This window comes from Nocardia sp. NPDC059691 (assembly GCF_042733915.1).
GTDB classification, from domain to species: Bacteria; Actinomycetota; Actinomycetes; order Mycobacteriales; family Mycobacteriaceae; genus Nocardia; species Nocardia sichangensis.
This window is the reverse complement of the sequence record NZ_JBHWFB010000008.1, coordinates 284866-301604: the sequence shown is the minus strand read 5'-3', so window position 1 is coordinate 301604 and position 16739 is coordinate 284866. Positions and strand designations below refer to the sequence as shown.

15 protein-coding genes are annotated in these 16739 nt (G+C 68.6%); 7 read left to right on the top strand and 8 right to left on the bottom strand.

Going from position 1 to position 16739, the window contains the following annotated elements:
• Window positions 1-359 precede the first annotated feature (359 nt).
• Window positions 360-728: an Rv2175c family DNA-binding protein gene (locus ACFV2O_RS19945; RefSeq protein WP_355079591.1), complete on the bottom strand. Its 369-nt coding sequence runs from the start codon at window positions 726-728 to the stop codon at window positions 360-362.
• 118 nt (window positions 729-846) lie between these two features.
• On the opposite strand from ACFV2O_RS19945, the gene pknB reads away from it, so the two are divergent.
• Complete coding sequence (gene pknB / locus ACFV2O_RS19940; RefSeq protein WP_379253064.1) at window positions 847-2808, top strand: Stk1 family PASTA domain-containing Ser/Thr kinase; 1962 nt, start codon at window positions 847-849, stop codon at window positions 2806-2808.
• A 54-nt stretch (window positions 2809-2862) separates the two neighbouring features.
• Here pknB and ACFV2O_RS19935 read toward each other — a convergent pair whose 3' ends face one another.
• Window positions 2863-4248 (bottom strand): class II 3-deoxy-7-phosphoheptulonate synthase, encoded by a 1386-nt coding sequence (locus tag ACFV2O_RS19935; RefSeq protein WP_355079587.1) that lies wholly within the window; start codon window positions 4246-4248, stop codon window positions 2863-2865.
• Window positions 4249-4624: 376 nt separating this feature from the next.
• Between ACFV2O_RS19935 and ACFV2O_RS19930 the strand changes: the two genes are divergently transcribed.
• Complete coding sequence (locus ACFV2O_RS19930; protein WP_355079585.1) at window positions 4625-5125, top strand: polyadenylate-specific 3'-exoribonuclease AS; 501 nt, start codon at window positions 4625-4627, stop codon at window positions 5123-5125.
• A gap of 67 nt (window positions 5126-5192) precedes the next feature.
• Here ACFV2O_RS19930 and ACFV2O_RS19925 read toward each other — a convergent pair whose 3' ends face one another.
• From ACFV2O_RS19925 to ACFV2O_RS19910, 4 genes are all read right to left on the bottom strand, one after another.
• Window positions 5193-6812 carry a ubiquinol-cytochrome c reductase cytochrome b subunit gene (locus ACFV2O_RS19925; RefSeq protein WP_355079583.1) on the bottom strand — a complete coding sequence of 540 codons (1620 nt, stop codon included), beginning with the start codon at window positions 6810-6812 and terminating at the stop codon, window positions 5193-5195.
• Window positions 6809-7984: a ubiquinol-cytochrome c reductase iron-sulfur subunit gene (locus ACFV2O_RS19920; RefSeq protein WP_355079687.1), complete on the bottom strand. Its 1176-nt coding sequence runs from the start codon at window positions 7982-7984 to the stop codon at window positions 6809-6811. Before ACFV2O_RS19920 ends, ACFV2O_RS19925 begins: the two co-directional genes overlap by 4 nt.
• A 26-nt stretch (window positions 7985-8010) precedes the next feature.
• Window positions 8011-8874, bottom strand: a complete 864-nt coding sequence (locus tag ACFV2O_RS19915) for a cytochrome c (protein WP_355079581.1) — start codon at window positions 8872-8874, stop codon at window positions 8011-8013.
• An 86-nt stretch (window positions 8875-8960) separates the two neighbouring features.
• A complete protein-coding gene (locus tag ACFV2O_RS19910) occupies window positions 8961-9572 on the bottom strand; it encodes a heme-copper oxidase subunit III (protein ID WP_039797061.1) in 612 nt (203 codons plus the stop codon).
• Window positions 9573-9768: 196 nt separating this feature from the next.
• Here ACFV2O_RS19910 and ACFV2O_RS19905 point away from each other — a divergent pair, with 196 nt between their 5' ends.
• The 3 genes from ACFV2O_RS19905 to ACFV2O_RS19895 all read left to right on the top strand — a co-directional run bounded on the left by ACFV2O_RS19905 (window position 9769) and on the right by ACFV2O_RS19895 (window position 12141).
• Window positions 9769-10200 carry a hypothetical protein gene (locus ACFV2O_RS19905; RefSeq protein WP_379253062.1) on the top strand — a complete coding sequence of 144 codons (432 nt, stop codon included), beginning with the start codon at window positions 9769-9771 and terminating at the stop codon, window positions 10198-10200.
• A gap of 362 nt (window positions 10201-10562) precedes the next feature.
• Entirely contained in the window at window positions 10563-11624 is a 1062-nt protein-coding gene (trpD, locus tag ACFV2O_RS19900; RefSeq protein ID WP_379253061.1) for an anthranilate phosphoribosyltransferase, read from the top strand.
• 235 nt (window positions 11625-11859) lie between these two features.
• Window positions 11860-12141, top strand: a complete 282-nt coding sequence (locus ACFV2O_RS19895) for a hypothetical protein (protein WP_355081461.1) — start codon at window positions 11860-11862, stop codon at window positions 12139-12141.
• Between the two features lie 4 nt (window positions 12142-12145).
• Here the strand turns inward: ACFV2O_RS19895 and ACFV2O_RS19890 are convergent, their stop codons facing one another.
• Window positions 12146-12421 carry an Lrp/AsnC family transcriptional regulator gene (locus tag ACFV2O_RS19890; RefSeq protein ID WP_067800602.1) on the bottom strand — a complete coding sequence of 92 codons (276 nt, stop codon included), beginning with the start codon at window positions 12419-12421 and terminating at the stop codon, window positions 12146-12148.
• 5 nt (window positions 12422-12426) lie between these two features.
• Entirely contained in the window at window positions 12427-14220 is a 1794-nt protein-coding gene (locus ACFV2O_RS19885) for a DEDD exonuclease domain-containing protein (RefSeq protein ID WP_379253060.1), read from the bottom strand.
• A gap of 596 nt (window positions 14221-14816) precedes the next feature.
• On the opposite strand from ACFV2O_RS19885, the gene ACFV2O_RS19880 reads away from it, so the two are divergent.
• On the top strand, window positions 14817-15386 hold the full coding sequence (locus ACFV2O_RS19880; protein WP_355081457.1) for a C40 family peptidase: 570 nt from the start codon (window positions 14817-14819) through the stop codon (window positions 15384-15386).
• 219 nt (window positions 15387-15605) lie between these two features.
• Complete coding sequence (locus tag ACFV2O_RS19875) at window positions 15606-16670, top strand: NlpC/P60 family protein (protein ID WP_355081455.1); 1065 nt, start codon at window positions 15606-15608, stop codon at window positions 16668-16670.
• Window positions 16671-16739: the final 69 nt, after the last annotated feature.

Below are 16739 nucleotides of genomic sequence, written 5' to 3'. Positions count from 1 at the left end.
CGACACCGAGCACCACCACGCAAGCTCAATAGAACCGGCACAGCAGCCGCACCGATGCCACCCCCACGGAAATCAGCCCTGCGACAACCGCGAAACCCCTGGTAGCGAGGTCACCACCCGACGCACACCAGCTCAACCACAGGATTCGAGCGCAGCGAGACCGAGCATGCGCCGCGCAAGCCCGGTAGAACCGGCACAACAGGGGCAGCAATCCCACCAGCGCGGACATCGGGCCCGCGGCAACAGCGAAACCCCTGGTAGCGAGGTCACACCGGACGCAAGCACACCACCTCGACCACAGGTTTCGAGCGAAGCGAGACCGAGCCTGTTCCGTTCGCCGCGCCCGCGCGGCCAAAAACTCAGAACGGATCCGCGGCGGCCCGGCGCAGGACTTCACGGGCAAGGGGCCCGTGCAGGGCGTCGACCGGCTTGCCGGGCAGGGTGTCGTCGTCGGTGAAGATCCACTCCAGGATCTCCTCGTCGGTGTACTTGGCGTCGCGCATCACGGTGATCAGGCCGGGCAGCGGCTTCACGACCGCGCCGGTGTCGTCGAAGAACCGCTCGGGGACACCCGCCACGCCTTCTCTGCGGACGGCGATCAATTGATGGTCGCGCAACATCTGGTGCACCCGGGTTACCACAAGCCCGAGTCGCTCGGCCACCTCCGGCAGCGACACCAGGGTCACCGACTGCGGAAGGACGTCGTCACTGCAGGGAAATGCACTCACCCGGACAACGGTAGACGGTCGCGCGCCGCACGTCGTGAGACACCCGGGGTGGTGCGAGTCGATACCATCGTGGGGGCCGCACGGAGCGGCTGACTTTGTGAAAGCCGGAGGACTTCTCTTGATCGGCCAGATGCTGGAAGGGCGCTATCGGATCGATGCGCCGATCGCCCGCGGCGGAATGTCGATGGTCTTCCGCGGGGTCGACACCCGCCTGGACCGGCCGGTCGCCATCAAGGTGATGGATCCGAAGTTCGCGGGCGACCCCCAGTTCCTGTCCCGATTCGAGTTCGAGGCGCGCGCGGTCGCCAAACTCAAGCATCCTTCTCTGGTCGCGGTGTACGACCAGGGCATCGACGGCGATCACCCCTTCCTGATCATGGAGCTGGTCGAGGGCGGCACGCTGCGCGAGTTGCTGCGCGAACGCGGCCCGATGCCGCCGCACGCCGTGCGCGCTGTCGCCGAACCCGTGCTCGCGGCGATCGGCGTCGCGCACTCCGCGGGACTGGTGCACCGCGACATCAAGCCGGAGAACGTGTTGATCTCCGACGCGGGCGAGGTGAAGATCGCCGATTTCGGTCTGGTGCGCGCGGTGGCGGCGGCGAACACCACATCGGCGAGCGTCATCCTCGGCACCGCCGCCTATCTGTCGCCCGAGCAGGTCACCAGCGGCTCCGCCGACTCGCGCAGCGACGTCTACTCCTTCGGCGTGCTGATCTTCGAGTTGCTCACCGGCCGGGTTCCGTTCACCGGCGACACGTCGATCTCGGTGGCCTATCAACGCATCGAGAACGATGTGCCGAGTCCGAGCGCTTTCATCTCCGGGGTACCGCCCGAGTTCGACGAACTGGTCGCCAAGGCGACCGCGCGCGAACCCGCCCACCGGTTCGCGGACGCGAACGAGATGGCGGCCGCGCTGCGGCTGATCGGCGCCGAGCTGCGGCTACCCGCCTATCGGGTGCCCGCGCCGCAGGACTCCGCCGAGCATCTCAGCGCCGGCTACCGAGCCGTGCAGCCGGATCGCGACGACCAGCCTGGCTTCGCCGGGGCGTCTGCCCACCCGCCGCAGCCGGTGCAGCACACCCGAGTGGTCACCGCCCAGCGGCCCCGCATCGACCACGACGCGCCGGATGCCTACGACCGGCCGCAACCGGTGCGCCAAGCGCATCCCGCGGCGCCGTATCCGCCCTACTCCGACGACATCAACCGCTCGCGGCGGACGGTCTGGGTGTGGGTGGCCATCGTCGCGGTGCTCACCCTGCTGGTCGGCATCGGCGGCTGGTGGCTCGGTGTCGGTCGCTATTCTGCGGTGCCACCCATCGCGGGGCTGGACACCGACAAGGCGGTCGCCACCCTGCAGAATGCCGGCTTCGAGACCGAGATCCGCCAGAAGGCGTCGGACGCGATCCCGGTCGGCGGCGTGGTCGGCAGCGACCCTTCGGCCGGATCCAAGATCACCAAAGGGTCGACGGTCGCCGTCCTGGTCTCCAACGGCAAGCCGAAGGTACCGGACGTCAAAGCGGGTGACCAGGTGTCGAAGGTCAACCAGTTGATCAGGGACAACGGCCTGCAACCGGTCGACGCGGGCGAGGTGTCCAATACCGCGCCCAAGGGGACGGTCGCCCGGGTGGAACCGAACCCGGGGACCGTGCTGCCGCTCGGCGCGCAGGTGAAGGTGTACCGCAGCAAGGGTTCCCAGCCGGTGAAGGTTCCCGACGTGCGCGGCAAGTCGACCGACGAAGCCACCAAGATCCTCACCGCCGCCGGCATCGCGGTGCGTGAGACCAAACCTCAGTTCGACCGCAGCGTCGAGGCGGACAACGCCATCGGCACCCAGCCGGGCGCGGGCGCAACCATCCAATCGGGCGACGGCGTCGTCCTGCTGATCTCCAACGCTTTGAAGATGCCCGACGTCCGCGGGTGGACCGTGGCCAACGCCCGCGCCAAGCTGGAGAGCCTAGGTTTGCGGGTCGAGGTGAAGCAGTTGGCGCGCGCGGACAGCTCCCTGGTGGTCTCACAGACTCCGGCCATCGGGGTCAACCTGGAGGCGGGCGACACGGTCACCATCGTGGCCCTTCCCTAGCGGGAAGCGCACCGGCCGCGGGTCAGGGAAGACCGCGCGGCCGGGGATCGGACCTCAGCGCAGCATTTCGGCGACGAGGAACGCCAACTCCAGCGACTGCTGAGTGTTCAGCCTGGGGTCGCAGGCGGTCTCGTAGCGGCCGGACAGATCGAGGTCGGAGATGTCCTGGGCGCCGCCGAGGCATTCGGTGACGTCCTCTCCGGTGAGTTCGATGTGCATGCCGCCGGGATGCGTGCCGAGCGCGTGGTGCACCTCGAAGAAGCCCTGCACCTCGTCGACGATGCGGTCGAAGTGGCGGGTCTTGAAGCCGGTGGACGACTCGTGGGTGTTGCCGTGCATCGGGTCGCACTGCCAGATCACCTGGTGACCGGTGGCCTGCACCTTCTCGATGATCGGCGGCAGCACGTCGCGGACCTTGCTGTGGCCCATGCGGGACACGATGGTCAGCCGGCCCGGCTCGTTGTTCGGGTCGAGCCGCTCGACGTACTCCACGGCCTGCTCGGGCGTGGTGGACGGACCGATCTTCAGGCCGATCGGGTTGGCCAGCAGTTCCGCGAACGCGATGTGCGCGCCGTCGAGCTGGCGGGTGCGCTCGCCGATCCAGAGGAAGTGCGCCGACAGGTTGTAGAGCACCGGCTCGCCGATCGCGTTCTCGCTCAGGCGCAGCATGGCGCGCTCGTAGTCCAGCACGAGCGCTTCGTGGCTGGCGTAGATGCGGGCCGACTTCAGGCTCGGGTCGTTCACCCGGCACGCGGTCATGAACCTCAAGCCGCGGTCGATCTCCTCGGCCAGCGCCTCGTAGCGCGCGCCAGCGGGCGATTTGGCCACGAAGTCACGGTTCCAGTCGTGCACCTTGTGCAGGTCGGCCATGCCCGCGCCGGTCAGCGCGCGCACCAGGTTCATCGCGGCGCTCGCGTTGGCGTAGGCCCGGACCAAGCGCGACGGGTCGTGCTCGCGCAGCGCGGCGTCGGCGACCAGCGAGTTCACCATGTCGCCGCGGTAGGACTTGAGCCCGCGCGAATCGGTGTCCGAGGAGCGCGGTTTGGCGTACTGGCCCGCGATCCGCGCGACCTTCACCACCGGCAGGCTCGCGCCGTAGGTGAGCACCACCGCCATCTGCAGGAGAGTACGAATATTGCCGCGAATGTGCGGCTCGGTGTTGTCGGCGAAGGTCTCCGCGCAGTCGCCGCCTTGCAGGAGGAACGCTTCACCGCGGGCCACCTCGGCCAGCTGGCCACGCAGCTCCTCCACCTCGGCGGGCACGCAAATCGGCGGGACGCTCTCCAGCACTGTGCGCATGTTGGCCGCCTGCTCCGGATCCCAGGACGGCTGCTGCAGCGCGGGCCGCGCCAGCGCGTCGTCCAACCGCCTGCGCAGCTCGGTGGGCAGCGGCGGCAGTTCCGGCAGGCGATCGATGGGTACGTCGACGGTCCAGTTCACGATTTCAGAATACGGACCGCACGCCCCTTGGGGACACCCAGTCCCAGGGCTGGAATCGCTCCACCCAGGGTGAATGTGTTCTGCCCAGCGGGTGCCGCCGCGGAGCAAGACCGTGTGGTTCGATTTGTCGTCTTCAGCGCCATCGCGGAATTCGAGGATTTTCGGTTGCCCTACTCGATACCGGCGATATGGCGAAAATCCATTTCCGAAGGATTCTTCTATCCAGTTTCCAGGGCAGGATTCTCTCCTTGCCACACGCCCTCGCGCTCGTGCCCTCCGTGCACGACCTTCTACACTGCATACGAGAACACCAGCCATTCCGCACCCAATTGCTGCCGAAATCCCTGCCAGCGCAGATATCAGAGAGGCACAGTGCTTGAGATATTTTTATGACTGCGAATTCATCGAGGACGGAGTGACCATCGATCTGGTCTCCATCGGCGTCGTCTGCGAGGACGGCCGGGAGTACTACGCGGTGTCCACCGAATTCGATGCCGAACGTGCGGGGCCCTGGGTGCGCAAATTCGTACTGCCGCAGCTGCCTTCGCCCTCCTCTCCGCTGTGGCGCAGCCGCGACCGGATCCGCGACGAGCTGTACGCGTTCCTGGTGCCGCGGCCGACCGTGCAGCCGGAGTTGTGGGCCTGGGTGTCCGCCTACGATCACGTCGCCCTGTGCCAGTTGTGGGGCTCGATGGTCGATCTGCCCAACGCGCTGCCGCGCTACACCAACGAATTGCGCCAGCACTGGGAGTCGCACGGCCGTCCCGAACTTCCGCCGATCCCGCCGGACGCGCACGACGCGCTCGCCGACGCCCGGCACAACCTCGCCAAATTCGAGGCAATCGAGGCCGCACGCCGCGCGGCGCCACGCCTCTGACATAGGCGGCATAGACGCGAAAAGGCCCCGAGTCGTATTCGACTCGGGGCTTTCCGTGGCCGGGGCGTCAGTGGCCGTGCTTGCCGTTCGCCGCCTCCTGCGCCTGCTGCAGCACCTTCAGCTGCTTGTGCTCTTCGGCGTGCTCGATCTCGAAGTGCCGATCGCTCTCCTCCTGCGGATCCGCGCGCAGGAAGCTGCCGGTGCCGGGCTTGCCGGCCGAACCCAGCTTGCTCATCTTCTTCGGCACGGGCGCGCCCTGGTACTCCAGCGGGATCGGGTGGCCGTGGTCGTCGACCGGGCCGAGCGGCTGGTGCACCTCGATGTACTCGCCGTGCGGCAGGCGCTTGATCACACCGGTCTCGATACCGTGCTCGAGCACCGCCCGGTCGCTGCGCTGCAGGCCGAGGCAGAACCGGTAGGTGAGGTAGTACGCCACCGGCGGGGCGACGAGCAGTCCGATGCGGCCGATCCAGGTGGTCGCGTTCAGCGAGATGTCGAACTTCAGCGCGAGGATGTCGTTGACGCACGACAGCGTGAGCACCACATAGAACGCGATGGCCATCGCGCCGATCGCGGTCCGGACCGGGACGTCACGCGGACGCTGCAACAGGTTGTGATGCGCGGCGTTGTCGCCGGTGAGCCGCTTCTCGATCCACGGGTAGGCGATCAGCACCGTGAACACCAGACCCATGATCAGCGCGACCCAGAAGACGGCGGGCACGGTGTAGCGGCCCAGGTACAGCTCCCACGGCGGCATCAATCGCGCCATGCCGTCGGTCCACATCATGTAGAAGTCCGGCTGCGAACCCGCCGACACCTGTGACGGGTTGTACGGACCCAGGTTCCAGATCGGGTTGATCTGGAACACGCCACCCATGATGCCCACGATGCCGAGGGTGAAGGCGAAGAACGCGCCCTGGTCGGCGGCGAACACCGGCACGATCCGGGCGCCCACCACGTTGTTCTCCGTGCGGCCTGGCCCGGGGAACTGGGTGTGCTTCTGGTACCACACCAGCGCCACGTGCGCGGCGATCAACGCCAGGATGATGCCGGGGAACAGCAGCACGTGCGCGATGTAGAGCCGCGGAATGATGATCTCGCCGGGGAAGTCACCACCGAAGATCAGCCAGTGCATCCAGGTACCGACGATCGGGATGCTCATGGTGATACCGCCGAACGCGGCCCGCAGGCCGGTGCCGGAGAGCAGGTCGTCGGGCAGCGAGTAACCGAAGAAGCCCTCGAACATCGCCAGGATCAGCAGCAGCGAGCCGATCACCCAGTTCGCCTCACGCGGCTTGCGGAACGCGCCGGTGAAGAAGATACGGAACAGGTGGATGATGATCGACGCCGCGAACAGCAGGGCCGCCCAGTGGTGGACCTGGCGGACGAACAGACCGCCGCGGACCTCGAAGGTGATGTTCAGCGCGGTCTCGTAGGCGCGCGACATGGTCACGCCGCGCAGCGGCTGGTAGGCGCCGTTGTAGACGACCTCGCTCATCGAGGGATCGAAGAACAAGGTCAGGTAGACGCCCGACAGCAGCAGGATGATGAAGCTGTAGAGCGCGATCTCGCCGAGCAGGAACGACCAATGCGTCGGGAAGACCTTGTTGATCGACCGCTTCATGAACGCGGCGGCGCGGTAGCGCTCGTCCGCCTCGCTGGCTTGGGCTGCGACTGAAGGACTCATGAACGGCGCTCCCAGTAGGCCGGGCCGAGCGGCTCGATGAAGTCGCCGTTGGCGACCAGGAAGCCCTCAGCGTTGACGGTGATCGGCAGCTGCGGCAGCGCGCGAGCGGCGGGACCGAAGACCGGCTTGCCCCATTCGGTCGCGGAGAACTGCGACTGGTGGCAGGGGCACAGGATCCGGTTGGTCTGCTGCTCGAACAGCGAGGTCGGGCAGCCGAGGTGGGTGCAGATCTTCGAGTAGGCGAAGTAGTCGCCGTAGTTGAAGCTCTCCTGACCCTTGCGCTTGATCGCCTTCTGCGCGTCCTCGGTACGCAGGCGGATCAGCATGACGGCGTTGCGGATGCCGCGCAGCGACTGCAGGGTCGCGTGCTCGTCACCGCGCCACTTCTCCTTCCACGGGAACACCGTCTCCATGGCGCCCGCGTCCAGGTCCTCCGGACGCACCAGCACCACGTCCTCCGGGCGACCGGTGTCGCGGCGGATGTAGATGGTCTCGCCCGGGTAGTCCGGGGTCCAGCCGGAGACCCACAGCGGCGACTTGTCGCCCTTGGCCCACGGGTTCTTGATCAGACCGCCGACGAACACCAGCAGCGCGCCGACGCCGAGTACACCGACGCCCGCGCCCGCGGTGCGGGTGATCATCTTGCGGCGGCCGAGCGTGGAGGTGTCCAGCGCGTCCTGCAGCTCGGCGACCAGGGTGCGGCGCTCGACCTCCGGCGACGGACCGTCGTGCCGCTCCTGGATGGAGAGTTCGGCGGGGATGAACAGCTTGCGGATCAGCACCACCGCGACGCCGATGACCAGCACCGAGATGCCGAAGGTCAGGCCGACCAGCGGGGTGAACAGCGAGTAGAGCCCGTGGCCCTCCTCGTCCTTGGCCTTGAACTCCCACGGCCAGAACAGGAACACACCGACCAGCGCCGCGGCCGCGATGCCGGACACGGCGAACCAGAAGGTGACCGCGCGCTCGGCGCGCTTCTCCGCCCGGGTCCCGGGGATCGGGAAGCGCTCGCGGCGGTAGGCGACGTCGACGCCGTCGCGCTCGGTACCGAGCTTGACCAGCTCGTCGCGCGACATCTTGTCGAGGTCCGCCTCGGTGGGCTCCGCCGGGTTGGCGTTCACCGACTGCTCCTTCGACAGATGCGCGTCGTGGCCCTCATCCGGCCGACCCATGTCGTCTCGCTCCTTCTCGCTATTGCTCATGACCTGGATCCGATCCACATCGCGGCGCCGACGACGAGCGTGATGCCGACCACCCAGATGGCCAGGCCCTCGGTCGCGGGACCGAATCCGCCGAGATCCCAGCCGCCCGGGCTGTGCTCCTCGGTCGCGTTCTTGACGTAGGCGATGATGTCGCGCTTCTCCTCCGCGCTCAGCTGGCGATCGGAGAACTTCGGCATGTTCTGCGGGCCGGTGATCATCGCGGCGTAGATCTGCTGCTCGCTCGCCGGTTCCAGCGGCGGCGCGAACTTACCGGAGGACAGCGCGCCGCCGCGTCCGGTGAAGTTGTGGCAGGACGCGCAGTTCATGCGGAACAGCTCCGAGCCGCGGGCGATGTCGTCGCCGCGCATCGACTCCTGGGCGACCTCGCCGTTGGCGTCGCGGACCACGGTCGGACCGCCGCCGTGGGCAGCCACGAACGCGCTCAGCGCGTCGGTCTGGTGGGCGTCGAACTTCGGCGGCTTGCGCTGCGCCTGGGCCTCGTTACGGGCCATCGGCATGCGGCCGGAGGACACCTGGAAGTAGACCGCGGCCTCGCCGACGCCGATCAGGCTGGGACCACGGTCGGCCACACCCTGCAGGTTCGCGCCGTGGCAGGTGATGCAGGACGTGTCGTAGAGCTGCTCGCCCTCGCGGATGAGCGCGGACTGGTCCTCGTGCGCGGTGGCCCGCTGCGGGTCCGGCGTGAGGGCCGATGCCAGGAAGCCTGCTCCGACGAGGCCCACCAGCAGCGCAAGTCCGCCCGCGATGCGACGGCGAACGCGCCGCTGCCTGCGCGTCTTGCTGGCCTGGCCGTTCCCGGGGCTGGCGGGCTCTGGCGCTGACGGGGGAGATGAACTCATCTGTGTCCCTTTGGAGTAGACGGAACCGACTTGTGCGAAAGATCTCGGGTCGCGCCGCGCCCGCCGAGGCGGCGCGGCGACCACGATCAGCGGACGAAGTAGATCGTGGCGAACAACCCGATCCACACGATGTCGACGAAGTGCCAGTAGTAGGAGACGACGATCGCGGCGGTGGCCTGCGCGGGGGTGAACTTGCTGACCTTTGTGCGCATGAGCAGGAACACGAACGCGATCAGACCGCCGATGACGTGCAGACCGTGGAAGCCGGTGGTGATGAAGAACACCGAGCCGTAGGAGCTGCTGGAGATCGTGGTGCCCTCGTGCGCGAGGTTCATGTACTCGTAGCCCTGGCCGCCGACGAAGAACGCGCCCATGATCAGAGTGATGACGTACCAGCGGCGCAGGCCGAACACGTCGCCCTTCTCCGCGGCGAACACGCCCATCTGGCAGGTGAACGACGACGCGACCAGCACGGTCGTGACCGGCACTGCGAGCTTCAGGTTCAGCTCGGTCGGCTCCGGCGGCCAGTTACCGTGCGCCTGGGCGCGGGCGACGAAGTACATCGCGAACAGGCCGGCGAAGAACATCAGCTCGCTCGACAGCCAGATGATGGTACCGACGCTGACCATGTTGGGCCGGTTCAGCGAATGCACACGCTGGGTAATGGCCGATCCTGGGGTCCCTACTGCGGTCGTCACGGGGGTAAGTATGACTCGTCGTAGTACGACGGCAGTAGCCGGGTACGAAACTCGTTCCTCCGTGTCGGAAAACGCAGGGAGAGCGGGCTCTCGACCAGGCAGGGCCGGTACGAGCCGGATGCGCGAACCGGGAACGAGTCGGACGCGCGGACGAACGCCCGGCCAGCATGACAGGCGAGGGTAAGGAGAAGCTGAGATGAAGGTGAAGGCGACGCCGGGACTGTGGCGGCGACTGTTCCGGCGGGACCGGGTCACCGCTCTCGACCCGGACCGGGCGGACCTGGTCGTGGTCGCGTCGAGCTTCGACGACGCGGAGGCGTGTTCGGCCGCGCTGGCGCGCGCGACCGGACTGGCACCGGATGCTCCCGCCGTGCTGCGGCATCACCTGCGCATCCCGCCCCGGCACGTGCAGGCCGTCTGCGCGCTCGCCGCGCAGGAGGGCTACTCCCCCGCACCGCAGGTGAGCGGCCCGGGCACCGACGAGTTCGAGCCGCTGATCCTGCGGCGCGTGCAACTGCTCGACGCCCTGCACTGCTCCCAGGAGCGCTCCCGCATGGCCGGTCTCGCCCAACGTCACGACGGCCACGCCGACGGCTGGGACGCCCTGCAACCGAGCCCACAGCCGTAACAGCCCTGCCGACCCGGGTTCCCCGACGACTCCGGCAGCGACAACTCGCACGTGTGACGAAGCCGTGGCCGAGCGAACACAACTCCCGAACCGCGCGCCCCGCCCGACTTCGACCACCAACGCGCCCAGCGCACCCCAACCACGTCTTTCGAGCGAAGCGAGACCGAGCATCCGCCGTTCGCGGCCCGGCTCGCGTGTGCGCGGCCGCCGCGTAGGCGACGAAGGAGCAAGCGGCGGTCGCGCACACGCGAGCCATAAAGGGGCCGCGAACACCCAGCGCCGCAGGCGCTGGAAGAACTAACACAGCTAGGCTGCTTGCGGACAAACTGGTGCGCGAACCAGTGTGACGGGAGAAGTGTGGAATGAGCGTGCGCAGCTGGCCCCAGGTGCTCGGAACCCTCGCCGACGGTGGCGACCTGGCCGCGGACGACACGGCGTGGGCGATGAGCGAGATCATGTCCGACAACGCCACCCCCGCGCAGATCGCCGCGTTCGGCGTCGCCATGAAGATCAAGGGACCCACGCCCGCCGAGCTGACCGGCCTGGCCAGCGGCATGCTCGAGCACGCCCGGCTGGTGCGGATCGATGGCGACGCGGTCGACATCGTCGGCACCGGAGGCGACCGGTCCGGCTCGGTGAACATCTCCACCATGTCCTCGATCGTGGTGGCCGCGGCGGGGGTGCCCGTGGTCAAGCACGGGAACCGGGCCGCGTCGTCGAAGAGCGGCGGCGCCGATGTGCTGGAGGCGCTGGGCGTGAAGCTCGCCCTCGGTCCCGAGGCGGTGGCTCGCTGCGTGCGGGAAGTCGGCATCGGTTTCTGCTTCGCGGCCGTGTTCCATCCCGCCCTGAGGTACGCGGGCGCGGCGCGCAGCCAGATCGGCATCCCGACCGTCTTCAACGTGCTGGGGCCGCTGACCAACCCCGCGCAGCCGCGCGCCGGGCTGGTCGGCTGCGCGTTCGCCGACCTGCTGCCCGTGATCGCTGGCGTGTTCGCCGAACGCGGCGCGAGCGCGCTGGTGGTGCGCGGCAACGACGGCCTCGACGAGATCACCACCTCGGACACCACCGAGGCGTGGATCGTGTCGGGTGGACGAACGCGCCGGGCCACCATCGATCCGACCCGCATAGGCATCCCGCGGGTCGATCTGGACGCGCTGCGCGGCGGCGACAGCGAGGTGAACGCGGGCGTGGCCCGCGACGTGCTCGCCGGTCGTGGTGGCGCGGTCCGGGACGCGGTCCTGCTGAATTCGGCCGCCGCGATCCTGACCTACGACTGGTCGCGCGGCGTCGGCGATCCCGACTCCGACCTGCACGCCGCGCTCGCGGCGGGCGTCGAGCGCGCCGCCGAGGCGATCGACACGGGCGCCGCCACGGCGTTGCTGGAGCGCTGGGCGAAGCTGACGCAGACGCTCGGCGACAACTGACGCGGGCTGGCTCGGTGCCCGCAGCGATGCCCGGCTCGTGCACGCTGCCGCGGCTTCGGCGCCGACCTGGCCGTGCCGATGCTCTCCGACATCGCCGCTGGGAACACGCGCCGACACGCTGACCTGAGCGAGGGCCGCGGCCGCGATCGTCGCGGCCGGTAACGTCGGCCGGACAATTCGGCGCATGCCGAGTCGGGCACCGCGCCGATCGGTTCGACCGACGAGGAGCACCGACATGCGACTTTTCGTTCCGCTACTCGCCGTCCTCGCCACCGCAGGCATCGCCGCCGCCCCAGGAGCGAATGCGGCCGGAGGCGTTTTGTTCGCCGACGGCGTCGTGTACGAGAACCCGGTCGGCTGCGTCGAGGTCGGCGACGGGTCCGACGTGGAGATCCGCAACCGCACCGATGGAGTCGCGCACTTGTACGAGTCGCCGGACTGCTCGGGCGACGTCGTCGTGCTGCCACCGAACGACGGCGCCTATTTCGCCGTGCGCAGTGTCCGGGTGCGGGACTGAGGGACTATTCGCCGAGCGAGAACGCCGCCTCCACTTCGGCGCGCGAATACGACTTGAACGCGATATGGGTCGTGGTGCGCAGGACACCCGGTGTCTTGTCGATCCGGCCGGTCACCACATCGGCGATCTGCTCGTGGTCACGTACCCGCACGATCGCGATCAGGTCCACGTCACCCGCGCAGGAGTAGACCTCGGCGACGCCGTCGGTGTCCGCGACCGCCTGCGCGGTCTCCGGGATGCGGCCGTTGTCGGCGTGGATCAAGACGATCGCGGTAATCATGACGCTCAGCCTAAGCGGTCCAGATAACCTTCCTCGGTCGGTTGGGCGCGGACCGCCGCGTCGGCCAGTTCCGCCCAGCCCAGCCAGCGCGCCGCGCCGAAGAGCGGCTCGTGATACCCGTCCGTGGTCCGCACGATGCGGACGCCGGGCCGGGCCAGCCAGCGTACGACCAGCGCCACTTCCTCGGGGGACGCGCCGCGTAAAGGCGGGGGGTTCTCGACCGGAGACCTGGCGTGGTCCTGCACATGCGGTCCGGCGACCCCGGCCGGAACCACTGTTTCGGCGGCGGCCACGATCTGCTCCACGATGGGCATCGGCGGCACGCCCCTCTGGGCGGTACCGGAACCGGCCAGGCGGCCGTACCGGATGACCGCGAACTCCCACCCGCCGTCACCGTCGGGATGCGCGGCGATCAGCTCGGCGATGCGCGCCACCGCGGCCAGTCGCTGGGTGCGCCGCAGCGCGCGCACCACTCGCGCCGCGCGATCGCGCAGCCGCGCCGCCGCCTCGAAATGTTCCGCGCGCGAATGAGTTTCGATGCGGTCGAGCATGAACCGGATCGGCGCGTCGCTGCGCCCGGCGAACAACGCGCGCACGAGCGCGGGCGCGGGCGCGTACTGCGCCATGTTCAGCGGCTTTCCCTGGGAGCCCGCCGGACAGCCGCCGACCAGGGCGGGCGGGCACTCGTGCGCCGCGTTCCTTGACAGCCGTGCCGTGCAAGTGCGCAACCCGGTGAATTCGGCGATGATCACGCCCAGGTCGGCGGCGTCGTTGCGGGAGTGGAACGGCCCCAGCGCGTCCCGGCCGGGCTCGCGCACCACCGAGAACCGCGGGAACGGCTCGTCGGTGAGAGTGAGCCACCAGGCCCGTTTCGGGAATTTCGACCGGCGGTTGTAGGGCGGGGTGTGCGCAACCAACAGCCGCAGTTCGCGCACCCCCGCCTCGAGCGCGTGCGCGCACACCACGTGGTCGACCCGAATCGCCAGCGAGACCATCTCTTTCATCCGCCCTCTGGTCTCCGAACCGGTGAAGTAGTTACGGACGCGGCGGCGCAGGTTCACAGCCGTGCCTATATATAGGACTTCGTCCGAGGGACCGCGGAACAAATACACCCCCGGAGCGGCGGGGAGATCGGCCGCGAGGACGCGTTTGGAGCGCTGCCGGGGCGTGACGTCGGGCAAGTAGTCGAGCAGCTCGGTGAGACTGTGGACACCTTGGTTCCCGACCCGCGCGATCAGGGCGTGCAGCACGTCGACGGTCGCGCGCGCGTCTTGCAGTGCCCGGTGCGTCGGCTGCGTGGTGGCGCCGAGCAGCCGGGCCAGCGAACCCAGCCGCACGGAAGGCGCCTCGTCGCGCCCGAGCACCCGTCGCGCCAGTTTCACGGTGCACAGCACCTGCGCGGCCGGCCATGCGGTGTCGCACTGCGCCGCGGCGGCACGCAGGAACGCCATGTCGAACCGTGCGTTGTGCGCGACCAGCACCGCGCCCGCGGCGAACTCCAGGAAGCCGGGCAGCACCGCCTCGATGCGCGGCGCGGCGTACACCATCGCGGTGGTGATGCCCGTGACGTGCACGATCGCGGGCGGTATCGCTCGTCCCGGGTTGACCAGTGTCGCGAATTCGCCGAGCACCTCCCCGCCGCGCACCTTCACCGCTCCGATCTCGGTGATGCCGTCGGCCCCGGGACTGGTCCCGGTGGTCTCCAGGTCCACGACCACGAAAGTCGTGTCGTACAAGGGGGTGTCGAGCTCGTCGAAAGCCAGCTGCTGGACGGCCGGGCGCGGCACGGGATCGGACACGGCGAGCAGCGTAGGGCCACGGTCCGACAGGAACCGAGCACGCGAATACGCCGCGAAATGTCCGAATGACACCGTGGAGATTTCGGGGCGATACCCGGGAAATGATCTAGAAATGCGGAAAAGAGACTCAGATCACATACGGTTCAAAACTGTATCAAACATTGCGGCGAGTCCCGCGAAAAGCGATCTGCCGACCCCGGGCGTGTCGGCAACCCCCGGCTCTACGGTGTACGAACGACCGACCATATCGGAACCTATGGCACATTATCCGCCACTACCTGGGAAAACACTCCGCAGACCCACCCGGGGTAGCCGACCGGTCCACCCCGCCGCGCGACCCTGCTCGAAGGCGCGCTCTCGCACGATTACCCCGCCGTTATCTTTTCGTGATTCGGTGGGACGCATCTCACATCCATTAGCCGGTGAAATTGTTGAGCAACCCCATTTCGCTTCGTCGACGCTTTACAAACGACCGTGATGTGTTCGTAACCTTTTCGAGACCTCACGGAGTCCCGCCGCGCCGACCGGTGCGGCGCCGACGAAGTCCGCGGCACCACCGGGTGCGGCGTCGTGAGGCAGATTGGGAGTACCGCATCATGACGACCAACGCCGCCAAGCGTCAGGCGAAGCGCGCTGTTGCCGCCGGGGCCGTCGGCGCTGCCACCATCGGCGCGTTCCTGCTGCCCGCAGCCCCCGCGTCGGCCCAGCCGGTGACCGTCCCCGGCGTGGGAACCTTCGACGTTCCGAACGAGCTGCCGGTTCCGCCGGGCATTCCGGGCGTCGAGCTGCCCGGCCCCGCTCCCCTGCCCTTCGTCGCACCCAAGGCCTCCGGTGACATCGCGCTGGACGCCGCCCTGAGCAAGGTCGGCTCGCCGTACGTCTACGGCGCCGCGGGCCCGGACGCGTTCGACTGCTCCGGCCTGGTCCAGTGGTCCTACCGCCAAGCGGGCATCGAACTGCCCCGCACCAGCGGCGCCCAGCTCGCCGCGGGCAGCCCCGTGTCCCTGGACGATCTGCGCCCCGGCGACCTCGTCTCGTTCTACGGCGGCGGCCACTCCGGCCTCTACGCCGGTGACGGCAACGTCGTGCACGCGTCCACCTCGGGCCAGCCCGTGAAGGTGGCGCCGATCTCCTCCATGCCGATCGCAGGCGCTCGCCGCTTCTGAGCAGCAGCTGGTCGGGCCGCGAGATCGCGGCCCGACCGCACCACGGCCCTGTGATCAATTCGTTCTCTACTGGACATCGATGAGGGCCGTTCCGTAACCTAACCGAGACCTTCCACCGATTACCCCGGGTTCGCCCGGCGCAAACCTCGGGGTTCGTCGAAGGCTTCCGCGTCGGTTTCGCGAGAGATCGCTGCACGAGAGAACGGGGCACCGCGGGCTGTGGCTGAGCATCACCGGGGACAGCAGACCAAACGTCTGGTGGGAGGGACGCTGGCAGCGGGATTGCTGGCCGCCGGTCTCTACGGCGGCGGCCCGGCCGGAGCGGATCCGGTGGCGCTTCCCTCCACCGCCACGGAGGCGGTGCAGCGGATGATCGATCTGTCTCGTCAGTCCGAACAGCTCAACCAGCAAGCTCTGGGCGTGGAAGCCGAGTTGGACGCGAAGCTCGCCGTCCAGCGTGACGCCGACGCTCGGCTGGCCGCCAGCACCGACCTGGTGAACCAGGCCAGGGACGAGATCCGCCGGTATCGACCGGTCATCGACCGCACCGCGATCGCCGCCTACCAGGGCGCCCGCACCAACCGCCTGTTCGCCGTGCTGGTCAGCGACTCACCGCAGCAACTGCTCGACCAGATGTCCACGCTGGACGTGGTGTCCGCGCAGACCTCCGAGCAGCTCGACCACTACTCGAAGGCCACCGACGCCGCGACCGCCGCCGAATCGGCGGCCCGCACCGCCGCCGACGCCGCCCGTTCCGCCGCGCAGAAAGCCGAGGCGGTGCGCATCGAACTGGAGCACAAGCGCAGCGACCTCGGCGGCGCCATCGCCCAGGTGGTGCAGGCTTGGGGGTCGCTGTCGGCCAAGGACAAGTCGGCCCTCGCCGGATCGCCGTTCCCGCCCGGCTTCGACCGGGACAGTCTCTTGCAGGGCCTCGTCCCCGGCAGCGGGACCAGCGCGCTGGCGGCCGGTCTCACCCGGATCGGCGACCCTTACGTCTGGGGCGCCACCGGTCCGGACCAGTTCGACTGCTCCGGCCTCGTCCAGTGGGCGTTCAAGCAGGTCGGCAAGAACGTGCCCCGGACGAGCTCGCAGCAGGCCACCTACGGCACACCCGTGGCCAAGGAGGATCTGCAGCCCGGCGACGTCGTGTTCTTCTACTCCGACATCTCGCACGTCGGCATCTACGCGGGCAACGGGCTCATGCTGCACGCCTCCACCTTCGGCGTGCCCGTCGCGGTCGCACCCATGAGCTCGACGCCGTTCCATTCGGCTCGGCGATACTAGAGGCCGTGAGCGAGCCAACCAGCGGCACCGCAGTACTCGAAGCCCAGCCAACCCGCGACGGGCAACGGT